Source organism: Cryobacterium sp. TMT1-66-1, assembly GCF_004403435.1.
Classification (GTDB): Bacteria; Actinomycetota; Actinomycetes; order Actinomycetales; family Microbacteriaceae; genus Cryobacterium; species Cryobacterium flavum.
In genome coordinates, this window is sequence record NZ_SOGP01000002.1 from 36,254 (window position 1) to 49,072 (window position 12,819).

General features: G+C 58.7%; 8 protein-coding genes and 1 pseudogene. 2 read left to right on the forward strand and 7 right to left on the reverse strand.

What is annotated here, in order from left to right; genetic code table 11:
* Window position 1 precedes the first annotated feature (1 nt).
* Window positions 2-1,285, forward strand: coding sequence for an O-antigen ligase (locus E3T29_RS01040; protein ID WP_134343720.1), 1,284 nt, complete (start codon window positions 2-4; stop codon window positions 1,283-1,285).
* Window positions 1,286-1,609: 324 nt separating this feature from the next.
* Here the strand turns inward: E3T29_RS01040 and E3T29_RS19505 are convergent, their stop codons facing one another.
* From E3T29_RS19505 to E3T29_RS01050, 3 genes and pseudogenes are all read right to left on the reverse strand, one after another.
* Entirely contained in the window at window positions 1,610-1,786 is a 177-nt protein-coding gene (locus E3T29_RS19505; protein WP_166792299.1) for a hypothetical protein, read from the reverse strand.
* 358 nt (window positions 1,787-2,144) lie between these two features.
* Window positions 2,145-2,882 (reverse strand): annotated as a pseudogene (locus E3T29_RS01045) (ABC transporter ATP-binding protein); the annotation flags it as partial.
* A 2-nt stretch (window positions 2,883-2,884) separates the two neighbouring features.
* Window positions 2,885-3,817 carry an ABC transporter permease gene (locus tag E3T29_RS01050; RefSeq protein WP_134343722.1) on the reverse strand — a complete coding sequence of 311 codons (933 nt, stop codon included), beginning with the start codon at window positions 3,815-3,817 and terminating at the stop codon, window positions 2,885-2,887.
* Window positions 3,818-3,963: 146 nt separating this feature from the next.
* On the opposite strand from E3T29_RS01050, the gene E3T29_RS01055 reads away from it, so the two are divergent.
* On the forward strand, window positions 3,964-5,178 hold the full coding sequence (locus E3T29_RS01055) for a glycosyltransferase family 2 protein (RefSeq protein ID WP_134343723.1): 1,215 nt from the start codon (window positions 3,964-3,966) through the stop codon (window positions 5,176-5,178).
* On the opposite strand, the gene E3T29_RS01060 is transcribed toward E3T29_RS01055, so the two are convergent.
* The 4 genes from E3T29_RS01060 to E3T29_RS19880 all read right to left on the reverse strand — a co-directional run bounded on the left by E3T29_RS01060 (window position 5,175) and on the right by E3T29_RS19880 (window position 12,808).
* On the reverse strand, window positions 5,175-6,668 hold the full coding sequence (locus tag E3T29_RS01060) for a glycosyltransferase family 1 protein (RefSeq protein ID WP_166792300.1): 1,494 nt from the start codon (window positions 6,666-6,668) through the stop codon (window positions 5,175-5,177). The genes E3T29_RS01055 and E3T29_RS01060 overlap by 4 nt on opposite strands.
* A complete protein-coding gene (locus E3T29_RS01065; protein WP_166789977.1) occupies window positions 6,661-7,797 on the reverse strand; it encodes a glycosyltransferase family 1 protein in 1,137 nt (378 codons plus the stop codon). Before E3T29_RS01065 ends, E3T29_RS01060 begins: the two co-directional genes overlap by 8 nt.
* 773 nt (window positions 7,798-8,570) lie before the next feature.
* Complete coding sequence (locus tag E3T29_RS01070) at window positions 8,571-10,385, reverse strand: hypothetical protein (RefSeq protein ID WP_134343726.1); 1,815 nt, start codon at window positions 10,383-10,385, stop codon at window positions 8,571-8,573.
* 86 nt (window positions 10,386-10,471) lie between these two features.
* Window positions 10,472-12,808: a hypothetical protein gene (locus E3T29_RS19880; protein ID WP_174776383.1), complete on the reverse strand. Its 2,337-nt coding sequence runs from the start codon at window positions 12,806-12,808 to the stop codon at window positions 10,472-10,474.
* Window positions 12,809-12,819: the final 11 nt, after the last annotated feature.

The window sequence follows — 12,819 nt, forward strand, 5'->3', positions numbered from 1 at the left end:
GATGCCCACCCTGCCCGAAGCCCTGCGTCGCGTACTCGCGTCGCCGAAATTCGCGGCTTCGCTCACGCTCATCATTCTGGCCACCGCGTTCAGCACCCACCTGCTGCGCAGCGTCATGGGCTGGGCCGGCCTCATCGGCATTCTCGGCGGCCTCGTCGTGCTGGCCATCTTCTCGCTCGTTGCCCGCCGCCCCATCGTGGAGTGGCACGGCCTGCTCCCCATCTCGATCATCGTGTTCGTGGCCTGGTGCGCGCTCTCCGGCCTGTGGAGCGGCTACGTCTCCGACACCATCATCGGCGTCAGCTACCAGATCACCGTGGGGTTCCTCGCCATCTACGTGGCCCTCGTGCGCGATACCTTTCAGGTGGTGCGGGCCACCGGCGATGTGCTGCGGATGCTGCTCGGGCTCTCCATTGTGCTCGAGGTGCTCTCGGGACTGCTGCTCGACCTGCCGATCGCCTTTCTCGGCGTCGTCGGCGACATCGACCGGCTCGGCCCCATCCAGGGCATCTTCGGCAGTCGCAACGTCTTCGGCCTCATCGCCCTCATCGCCGCGGTCACCTTCTACGTGGAACTGCGCGCCCGCTCCATTCCGCGCGGCCTCGGCATCGGCTCCATGTGGCTGGCCGGCATCTGCCTCGTGCTCACCCGCTCCCCCGTCATCGTGGTCGTCGCCCTCTGCGTGACCGTCGCCGCCCTCGCCCTCTATCGATTGCGCCGCACTGCCGTTGACGGCAGGCGGATGCTGCAGCTCGGCCTCCTGAGCGCGGCTCTCGTGGCCGCCGGCGCGGCCTGGCTCGGCCGCACCGCCATCATCAGCGCCCTGAACGCCGGCAGCGAGTTCGAAGCCCGCTACTCGCTCTGGACCGAGATGTGGCGGCTGGTGGAGCTGCATCCGCTCGAGGGCTGGGGCTGGGCCGGATTCTGGCCGCAAGACGTGACCCCGTATGGCTGGCTGGAATTCACCACCGGGCGCGTGCACGTGACCGGCCTGAACGCCTACCTCGACGTGTACTTTCAGGTGGGACTGATCGGCTTTCTGGCGTTTCTCGCCCTGGTGCTGCTGGCTTTCGTGCGCTCCTGGCTGCTCGCTTCGAACAAGCGCTCGCTGGCGTATGTCTGGGCTCCGCTCATTCTGGTGACCCTGCTCGTGACCAGCGCCGCGGAGAGCACCATTCTGTTCGAGTTCGGCTGGCTGCTGCTCGTGATCTGTGCGGTCAAGGCCGCGCAAGGCCTGAGCTGGCGCAGCGCCCTGCCCCACAAGCCGCACCCCGACGCCCCGTAAGCCCGAGGCCGCTCGGTCCCCGGGGCTCGGTTGTGTGTGACTGCGTCGCGCCGCGTCGTCACCAGGCCCAGCTACGCGGGGGCTGCGCGGAACCTGCGCCACTTCGGTAGTGGGGCTGAACGATACAAGTCACGCATCTGAACAGTGGGACTCACTCGCACCACAGGTGGTGTCCATCGAAGCGAATATTCGCCGTGGCACGGCTGGACGGCATACGGCACCGGCCGCCGCTGATCCGCGGAGGGTTTTCAGACCTGCCGCTCTTCAATGTTGCCGTAACCACCGCGTCCGCCCTTGACGAGCTGCGCGCCGGGCGTTGATCTCCTAGCTGGATACCGTGTTCGCGCCCCTGACCGGAGCGGTCTCTTCTAGGAAGCCAGCGGTGAGGAGCTCCGCCATTTTGGATTCCCACTCAGCGGCGGCCAGAGCGAGTTGGCCAAAGACGACCACCGCGTCCCCTGAACCCTGCCACGCGCAGGCGATGCCGTCATCGTCTGACATGAACTGGCTATCCGTTCGCCACCCCTGGTACTCCCGCAATTTCAGCCCGGAGCTATCGAAATCTGTGTACGCGTCGGGCGTGAGGGCCGTCGCGCACTCCGGCGCCTCCGCGACCGGATCAAATGCTTCGGCAGTCGCAGAGGGAGCCTGCGACGCCACCGGCGGATCACTCACGATCGGCTCGGCCGGCGCCGCAGCGCCAAGGCCAGTACCACAACTAAGCCAATTCGAACAGAAATTCGCGTTCTATACCGGATCCCCATATATCTACCGCACCAATTCGGGACGACGATTGAGCACGGAGGGGCAAGCGCTTCGATCAGCGTCAGACCGGCCTCATCGGCTAGTGACTTCCGAAGGACTCCCTAAGCGCGGCAATCCCTGGTTCTGTTTCACCATCGAAAATAATGTTCCCATGCGACAAAACAACAACGCGATCACACAATTCAGCAATCTGCGATGCCGCGTGAGACACGAAGACGATGGTTCGCCCCTCGCTCTGAAATTCTCGGATTTTCGCCATGCACTTCTGTTGGAACGGTTCATCGCCCACGGCGAGTACTTCGTCGACGAGCAAAATATCCGGATCAACGTGTACTGCGATTGCGAAGGCGAGGCGCACGTACATCCCTGAGGAGTAGAACTTCACCTGAGTGTCGATGAACTCACTGATCTCGGAGAAGTCGACAATCGACTGAAAATATTCATCAGTCTCTTGCTTCGAAAGTCCCAAAATAGAAGCATTGAGGTACACATTCTCGCGTCCAGTGAGGTCAGGATGAAACCCCGCGCCCAGCTCCAACAACGCGGCGAGACGCCCACGCCGCTCAACAAATCCACTGCTGGGCTCGATAATCCCTCCGATCACCTTGAGGAGCGTGCTCTTCCCTGAACCGTTCGCTCCCAGCAGCCCAATGGTCGTGCCGGCCGTTATCGAAATCGAGACGTCTCGCAAGGCCCAGAAATCATCCTTGTGCATGTTGGAACGGCGAAAATTCACGATCCGTTCTTTGAGGGATTTATCCTTGCGGATAACAAAGCGCTTGGACACGTCATTGATGTGAATCACATCGGGCACTGTAGATACTGTCGACATTCCTAGATCTCCTGGGCGAAATTGCCTTGCAAACGCGAGAAAACGCGCTGGGCGCCCCACACGCACAAGAGTCCAACAATGATCATCACAACGAGCCGGAGGCCGAGATGTTCAGGGTAAACAGCCCCCGCTTCGGGCGTGCTGCCAGCGATCCAGAAAGCTTTTTGAAAAGCGAGGATGGCGATCGTAATTGGATTGGCAAGGTAAATTTCGGTGACCCACCCCGGCAAGCCTGCTCGCCCCAAGGCATCAACAACGAAACCAAAGGAATAGACGATGGGCGAGATCCAAAACCCAATGAGCAACGACACCTCGACTAAGTATTGAACATCGCGAAGATAGACATTCACAGCTGAGAGAAAGAGGCTGAAAGCAATTCCAAATACTGCGACAACGAGGATCGCCAATGGCGCGTAGAATATCTCTATCTGCCACGGAATTTGCAGGAGAACGACTGTGGCAAAAATAAGTACGACGAGCTGAACGGCGAAATTAAACATCGCGGAACCTGTCGAAGCCAGAGGAAATATTTCTCGAGGGAGGTAAACCTTCTTTATAAGTCCGGCATTGCTCAAGATCGACATCGTGCCGCCTGAGATGATTTCGCTGAACAACCCCCAGAGGGTTAATCCGCTAAAAACGAAAATGGCGAACTGAGGAATTCCGCGCTCCGCGCCAAGTATCTTTCCAATAGCGAAGTAATAGATCGCCAACATTACGAGAGGGCGGATCAGGCTCCAGAGAAAACCTAATGAGCTGTCTTTGTAGCGGGCCTTGAGCTCGCGCCTGATCAACAAGTCGAGGAGTTCGCGGTGACTCCACGCTTCACGCACGGCCGAAGCAAAACCCGAAACGGCTGAACCGCTTGCAGATCCGGCTCGCTCGAATGGAAGTGAAGCGAGTCTAGATGCTCGCCTCCGTGCTTCGGTACCCATGCATCTCCATCGCACCATCCACGGCGATGTCCAGTGGATGAGATCGGTTATGTACTGTCACGTCAAGTATTTGACCGTGAAGTCACATCGGACGGCAATAATCGCTCATGCTAGCCTACTACGGTGGTTCAAACTGAAAGACGTAGATGGAAGAGACACCGCTGTCTGGCGCATCAACCTGGGCGCACCCACTAGTGCCGCAGGTCGTTTTCAAGCCCGAATCCACCCCTGTCGTGAGTGTCGTCGTCCTCGCGTGGCGACTTTCCGGTCCCCTGCGACAAGCACTTGCGTCTGTCGCTAACTCGCGAAATCCACCGCCTTTCGAGGTGATCGTGGTCCTCAACGGGGCCAGCCCTGATGTACGCCAAACAGTCGCGACCGACATAGTCGGAGCACATCTGGTCGACGTTCCGGAAAACACCGGATTTGGCGACGGATGTAACCGCGGGTCGGCCATCGCCCGAGGTCGCTTTCTGCTCTTTCTCAACGATGACGCCGTCGCGGATCTGGACATGATCCGTGCTCTTGTGGATGCAGCGGATGCGCCACGTGCACCCGGCGAAAATCACATCGGGGCAGTTGCCGCCGTGCTGCTCAATCCCGATGGGACCCTCCAAGAGGCCGGGTCGCGAATGTTGGGCACGGCCGGTACAGTGCAACTCGGCGCGGGCCTCTCACTGTCTTCTTCAACCGCAATCCCATTTCTGCGGCGACGGTCAATAGACTATGGTTCCGGAGCGGCCGTATTGGTAAGGCATGAGGTTTTCTCTGCTATTGGCGGATATGACAAGCGCTATCGACCAGCGTATTTTGAAGATGCCGATCTTTCCTTTCGCTTCAAGTCTCTTGGGTTCGACGTAATCGTCGAACCGAAAGCGCGGGCCACCCACCTATCTGGCGCTTCGACTGATCGCGACCTGCGCTTTCGTCGGTTTGCGTCCGACCATGCGGGTCTGGCATTTATTGAGCGGTGGAAGCACGTATTGGCCGCAGCCCCCACCGCCGACAGCCCCATCGAAGACACGTGCCAGATTCCGCGAGCGGATTTTGAATCCCTTCCCGATGACGAGTTCAGCAGCGAGAATCCTTTGAAGATCGCGGTTAGCATTGCACACGATTACGCCGGATGGCTCAATGCCGCCCTCGACTCGGCTGAAGCGGAGATTTCCTCGCTGCGGAGTCAACTCGACCAAGCCACTGATGCCGCAAGGACCGTGGAGGACGAGCTCCGCCCGATGGCTACCCGTGCAGGCGAGTTAGGCGCTCGCCTGCACGAGCTCGAGCACCGAGGGGCATACGGCCTCGTCAAATGGAGGCTCGGAGCAGCTCTGCTGCACCGTTCAGAGAAGCGTTCGCGCTAAGGGACTCGCGGCGCGTAACCAGATGCGACCTGTGGGTCGAAATAATGCCACAGGTCGTCTGCATATTGCGTCCAGGTGCGCTGAGTGCGTGCAGCGGCCTCCAACCGTAGCCGATCTCTAAGCTCGGAATTTGTCAGAAACTCCCGAATGGCCTCGGCCAAGGTGGCATCGTCTCTGGGGTCTACCAGGAGTGCCCCACCGCCGGCGTCCGCGATTTCCTTCATGCTCCCGAAGTTGCTCGTGACTACTGGCGTACCCACCGCGAGAGATTCAGCGACGGGTAGGCCAAACCCCTCGTTCACGGACGGAAAAAGAGTCAACGTGGCCTCACGATAGGCCTGCCAAAGTTGGCGGTCACTCAATCCGCGCGCAACGCGAACAGGTCGGCCAAACGCGATCATTCGATCAAGTTGCTGCTCAAAAGCGTCGCTGTTCCATGAATTGCCCCCGACGAAGAGCAGCTCAAAGTCTTGCCTCTCTCGCCACAAGAGTTCACATGCATGCAGTACTGCAAGGTGATTCTTTCGCGGTTCGTGGCTCCCCACGCACAGCAACAGGGGCGGACGCCTATGGGTACCCTCGGACTCGGACTCGGACTCGGACTCGGACTCGGACTCGGACTCGGACTCGGACTCGGCGAATTCCGCTGCTGTGGGCAGCATGATCTCCTGAATTTCGGGGCCGACTACACCGATGCTACCCAGCATGGTGCGCCATCCGCGGTACTCGGCTGTCGATGCGGTTGACGTCGTTGCAACTCTGGTCGCTCGCGCGACCGCACTGAGATTCTTGGCAAAAGCGCCCCCCATTCCGGGCCCCACAGTTTCCGCTGTAGTAAGTGGAACGCAGTCGTGTCCGACGACGTGCAGTCTGTTGTTCGAGAATTGCGCCAACGCCTGAATACGAGCAGTGCGGTCCGGTTCCGTCGCCAGCTCTGGAAGAATGTAGTCACAGTTCCACGGGATCGTTACCCTCGGGCGCGGCGCCTGTCGCGCGTTTGGCCGAGTTCCGAAGAGTGCGTTCTCACGCTCGTCGACGTCCAACATTCGTAATCGCGTGTAGTCCGCGTCCCATCCGACAAGAATGATCGTGTGGCTGGCTTCCCACTCCACGATTGTCTTGCGAACAACCTTCTGGATACCTGTCGCAAGTTCGGAGCGGGCCGTGTGATGGGCATCAACGATTGTTTCCCCTTGCAGAATCCGTACCTCGTTACCCAAACGTCCAATAAAGCGCGTTCGAGCCAGGCGCCGCACGTGCTGAAACGCCACCTGCGAGCCCATGAGGCGGGACATCCGAACCAGGTTGACGACCTCGTCTTGCACAGGCAACGTAGCTGTCATCACTGCGAAGAGAAGCCAGAGCCGTTCCGCACTGGTTCCGATGGCAGCACCGACCGTCCGCTCAAGCTGAGACTTCGACAACGACGCCCACCCACCGGAAAGCAGAATTCCTGCGAGTAACTCTGTCCGTGCAGTGAGCTTATTCATTCTTCTTTTCCAGGATAGGGAGTACGAGCTCGGCCCAAAGTTCTCTGGAGAAATCGTCCCATGTTCGCCGAGGTCGGGCCAAAGCCTCTGCACGCAGTCGGGCCAGGCACGCCGGATCTGTGAGTAGCGTTCGCATAGCGCTCGCGATCGCAAGATCATCACGTGGGTCAACGAGTAGGCAACCGCCGTCTGACGCGATTTCAGCTGTGCTACCGAAATTGGATGTGATCACAGGCAGTCCAAGCGCTAACGACTCGCCGACCGGTAACCCGAAGCCTTCATGGAGAGACGGAAAGACTGAAAACGACGCCTCTCTGTACGAGCTCAGCAAGATGTCGTCGCCGACGTTACGGAGCACCTCGATCGTGTGACCGGCCCGCCGCAGGCTTTTCACGTCTCGATCAAAAGCGTAGATGAAAGAGGCGCTCCCGCCTCCAATGAATCGCAATCGAAATCGCAGTCCCTCGCGCCAGAGCACTTCAGCAGCGAAGAGGACCGCGTGGTGATTCTTCCGTGGCTCTTCACTGCCGACGCAGAGGATTAGGGGATCTTTATTGGGACTGACGCCCGGACGAGAAATCGCCACTGGGGTGTCGATCGGAAGCGGGACAGACGTCACCACCGGACCCGTCAGACCCTGCGATGAGAGCGAGTCGATGAATCCTTGAAACTCGGAGGCTGCCGACTCGCTCACACCCGAAATGCGGTCGGCATGCTTGACAACGGCAAGAAATTCCACGAACCGGTCGGATTCGGCGAATGACACCATGTCGCCGCTCACTACCGGGATCATGTCGTGAACAACGAGTGCAAGCTTGTTGCCTGAGAACTCGGCTAAAGCACTCAGTGACGCACACTCCTCGCGCTGAGGAACCTCGATCATGGTCAGAATGCAATCAACGGGAACAATAATCTCCGTTCTGGCGGTAATCGGACAACCGTCAAGAATCGGTCCCTCGGCGAGGAGACGATCGGATTCTGCCGTCGTCAGGTCTCGGAACGAACGGTCATTGTCAGTCCAGACCACGAATTGCGGCTGAACGTCAACGCTCCACCGACGCGCTGTTTCACGGACGACGCGCTGGACGCCGCTATTGTGCCCCGTACGAGCAGAAAAGTTGACGTCCACTAAGACTTGCTCTCGGACCACCCGAATTGTGGTGAGGTGCGATCGGTACCGAATCGCTGAGTCACGACAGGCACTCAGAACTACTCGGTGCACCTGAGCCGTCGCGACAAGTTCGAGTTGGCGTTGCAGGGACCGGACTTCGTCGGGCTCAGGGAACAACCCGGCAACGCCGACGAACAGCAACCAGACCCTGTCGCTCGTCAAGTCAGCCTTCACCAGACGGCAAATTTCCCAAAGGAGCGGTCCTGACCCCTCTGTTTGAAGTCTCTCGAGTGACGTCGTGCTCAGGCCGAGATCTGGCGCGATCGCGCCAAGCCGCTGAGAAAGCGCTAATTCCATGGCGGTCTTTTGAGAACGCACTTCCGGCGGAAGCAGCAGATTCAATGTGTACGACCGCGCGCCAGTCGGCGACGAGCCCGGGATGCAACAATACCGACCGCCGGTCGAAGTCCAACCTGAGAAACTTTTAGTTGAAAGGTTCGAACAAGCCGAAGCGGACGCGTGACGCGCCAAGAGACGGTGTTGTGTACATCCGGGACAACCGTCGCGTAGGCCACAACCGATACGAGCCAGTCCGTCACGGTGTCATTCAGATCGGCATTTATGCGCGCCCTGAGATCGTCGCGCTCCGCTTCTGCAGCAGCCAGCCGTTTCCGCAATTCTTCAATGGGTTCATATTCCACGGTATTTACGTCCGTTCTACAATGCCGATGTGCGGTTCAACAGGTGAGAGTCAGGTCGGATGTCGCGCCAATCCGATCGAACAAGGGCTATTACTGAATTTTCCACAGCTGGATCCTTTCCTGCTCACCAACCTCGTTTTCATAGTAGACAACGGAACTGACCGCTTTCAGATCATCCGCGTAGGTTGCCGCCCAGTCCACCGCACAGGCTGTGTCGGTAATGGCCCATTCCACTCCTGCAGCGTGCGCGTGTTCGATGGAGAGTATATTTTCCCCCCGCTCGATCATGACGGCATGCACTGCATCATGATCGGCTGGCCAAGCCATACCGACGTTGTAATCAGCAACCGGGGCACCGGACGTGATCTTCATTGCGAGCACGTCCACGCACGGGTCCGCGACAATGAGACCACGCGTTTGCGCCGCGTCGGCCTCTTTTCCAAGTTGGCCAATGGCGTGGTCCCTGGGGTTGTCGTAGCTCCAGAGTGAGTGGTACGTGGTATCTACAGCGAACCGGGCGAAGTCCACGGCGGACACTGCCGCGGTAGAAACGCAAAGAGCAAAAACCCACGTCGCAACGAGGGTCGTCTTGCTCCGGACGCCAGGAGCCAAGCCCAAGTCCGACTCCGACTCCGACTCCGATGTTGGCCTCTCCGGTCGGGGCCGGAAGTAGCTGAGAGCCGCTAGGACGAAGATCGGCAGTGCAGAGATGGAAATGAGAACGAACAGATCGAGCCAGAACCGATACGGTTCCTGATTTGCTCCCCATACGTCGTTCGTTGCTCCGAGAATCCACGCCGCCAGCGCGCCCACCGGATAAGCGATCCACAGCATATTCTTCCGATGCAGCCCCGCAGCGAGCGTCGCGAGTAAAGGAATTGAAATACCGAGTGATCCGACGATGCCACGCCAATCTACTCCCAAGTTCTTACTGGACGCTACGCGGTAGGTCAGGAATGGATCATCACCGAGAATGCCCTGCGCCGTCCCCAGCAGCTGGGGTAGTGCTGCGAGCCCTGCTAGCAGGATGAACACGGCCACCAAGCCTCTGGATCTCGCGATTAGCGCGATCCAGCCTGGCACTGTCGGAATCAGCCCTAGTACCAAAGTGACGAGCGGACCGGCCTCCGCAGCGATGAGAGGACCAACGATAAACAGCCCCGCTACCAAAACCAGCGATATTCCCGCAAGGAGACGCGGACGGCGCGCTGTGACTATGACATATGCCGCCACGACGTAAGACAGAAGGTAGATCACGGTCAAGAACGCGTAGGTCTGAACGTTGGCAAGGAGGCCGACGGTCAGGCTCGCGATGCAGACCAGAAGGATCCGAGCCCAAGGCTGGCGCACCCTGAGAAAGGCGATGAGGATCAGCAGCAGGGCCGCCGCCCCCATGCAGAGTCCCACCGATTCGCCGTTCAGTGTAAAGAGCACGCCGAAGGGGCCCCACAGTACCGCGTGGGAGTCCATCGCCGTGAACCAACTGTCAGACAGAAAAACAGAAAATGTCCCGAGGATGAACGGGATTGGCGCAAGCAGCGCAGCCCACCACCGGCGGCTGAGTAGCACGAGCGCGGTGGCGAGCACCGCCACAAGGATCATCTGAGATATCAGCCCACCGACGGCCCATGCCTGAAGCGGGCTAATGCCGACAATCCGCGACACCGTGCCTAGAAAGTAGTAATACAGATGCGGGTAGCTATTCGTGCCGGTCTGCGTAAACGGCTCGACATTTGCGAGCTCACCCTGCGAGGCATTAACCACCATGGACATATAGGAAAGTTGATCGCCTGCAAAGTAGGCGCGAAAGGAACTGAACGAGAAATCAGATCGGGCGAACAGTGCCCCCCACTGCAAAGCTACATGGACAATAACCGCACTCACGATCGAGGCGGTCGTGAGCACACGGTTGTGCCTTTTAGTAGCTGACATGTTCACTTTCTGTAGGCTCCGTGGAGCGTTTCTTCGATTCTTACCATGCAGAAACTGCACTATGCGGAGGGACCCGTCGGAATGGTCGCCAACGGACCACCACTAATCGTCACGATCGTTGGTTCAGTACTCCCGCTCAATGCAATCAGCCGCCCCCATGATTCGATGGGCCGCTTCTGACCACCAGACAGCTGATACACCGTAGAACCGGCGGGATCCTTCACGAAGAAATTGCCCGCTACTACTATCGGCGAGTGCGGTATGACATCACACGTGATGGTGCTTAGCGCGGTAGCGGCCAGACCGAATCCGTCTGGTGATGATAGCTTCCACAGTTTGCCGTGACCTCCAATGAAGTAGGCGTCGCCACATTTGACCACGATCTTCAATGGCGTGGTATCGGTGCCATATGTCGCCAAGCGTGCGTCTGATGGCGTTGTATACCCAGCGATGCCAAGCTCGCTCGTAATCCCAAATGAGTCCACGGCAACTTTTCGAGCCAGTCCGTCTACGAGGAACACAGACGGATTGCTTGCTGCCTTCACGAGAGTGCCGGGAGCCAACATTTCGGCTCCGCGCGGTAGGGAGTTGAATGCAAAACGACTGATCTTCACGATGGTCGGTCCGCGGTTGCCATTGAGAGCTGCCACCGTGGACCAACTGTCGATCGCTCGAGACTTACCCCCATCGATTAGATAAACCGTCGCGTCGGAAACCGTCGTTACAAACAGCAACCCGTCAACAGTTTGGCCAGACATTGGGAGCGCATCGCACGTGATCGGACTCACCGCGGTGACAGGAAGGGCCGCGACTTCATTCGATGCCAGGGCAGTCAGTCGACCACTCCCGCCAATGTAGCGGCGTTCCCCGCACTGAATGACGTTGGTCAGCGGCTGTGACGCTGTTGGATACGCGGCCATTAATTCTTCAGATTGCGTACTCCAGCCATTTATTCCGAGATCAGCGGCCGTATCAAACGAGGACACCGGAATTTTTGCGCCTGTTCCGTCGATCATGTAGATATCTGGAGTAGACGCACCCTTGACGAGAGTTCCGGGAGCCAAAAGGGCTGGGCCCGCTGGGTAGGAGTTCATGAGGGCATCGGAGGCCGTGTAGATGAATGGGGCCTGCTGCCCGTACAGTGCGGCGACTATCGACCACGTCGAAATCGACCGCTTCTTTCCCGAATCGAGATAGTAAACCGTCGGGTTTAAGGCTGATTTCACGAACGGCGCGACTTCGCCACCCGTGGGGAACTTGGCTAGCTGCGACGGCAAGAGATTAACGGTATTTCCACAGCTCATTCCGAGCAGAGACACGAGTTCACAGGTGGCGAAGCGGTGCTTGACACCATTCTCAAAGAGAAAAATATCCCCCGTGCCCGGGTCGCGGAACAGTGCGCCAACGGTGTTTCCTGTTGGCAAGGCATCCAAGTACGAGGCGGCAACGGTTCGATACGGATACAGAGGACGCAAACTTTCGAGCACTGCCTGCGAAGGCACGTGATGTTTGGTCGATCCCACGATGAGAAAAATGCTCGGAGAGTCGGCACTCTTCACGAGGTCACCGCTTGCCTGAGTACTTCCGAACCAAGATGTGAATATCCGCCAGAAGTTGCGGTTCCCATACGACGAGCACGAATCGCCCAGGCCGTACAGATTGCTGAGGGCCGCTGCGTTGGGCCGGTAGGGCGTATAAATATAGAGAGCGGCCGTTGCCTGATTTTCGATGTAGACGCTCGACGTACCGCACGCAGCATTGGGATGCCACTGGATCGTGTTCGCGCGACCAGCACGGTAGGACCAGTTATTTGGGTTGGCTTGGTAGTTCTTGTACTGGTGGGCAGCGTTGTAGACCTGGTTGTAGAAGCCGTAGTACGCAGCATCGCAATCGGCGGTGTCAGGGCAGCCATAACCCGTTGCGCTGCGATATTGGCGGTCCGTGGGCCAGGAATCGGTCACGAGGCCCTGTTCCTTTTCGAGAAGAACGAGGAGCACTTGCGGGTTTATGCCACAGGCTTGGCTGACGGCGTAGATAATCGCAGCGCTGCTCTGCCCCCCACCCTGATAGGCGCCACACCGGCTGTCGGCCGGGTGCGAAGTAGTTACTTCGGAGTAATTCTTCAAGCAGGTGTACCCGGAACGGCACATTGGCACCTGAGCATTCAGGAATACCTGTATCTGGGATTCAGACATCGAACCCTGGTCGTAGAAGACTCCATCGCTAATAATGTTTCCGGCGTTGAAACCCGATCCATCGAGCGCTTCGGCCGGCGCAGGCGGAGTGAGCGCGACCAGCAGACTCGCAGCCGTCACAAGCGTGATTACGACTGCGACTAGGCGTTGCAGGTGACCCCGCCGCGGCTTTCTGGCACTACCGTCGGTGTGGAGAGGCATTGATTTACTCG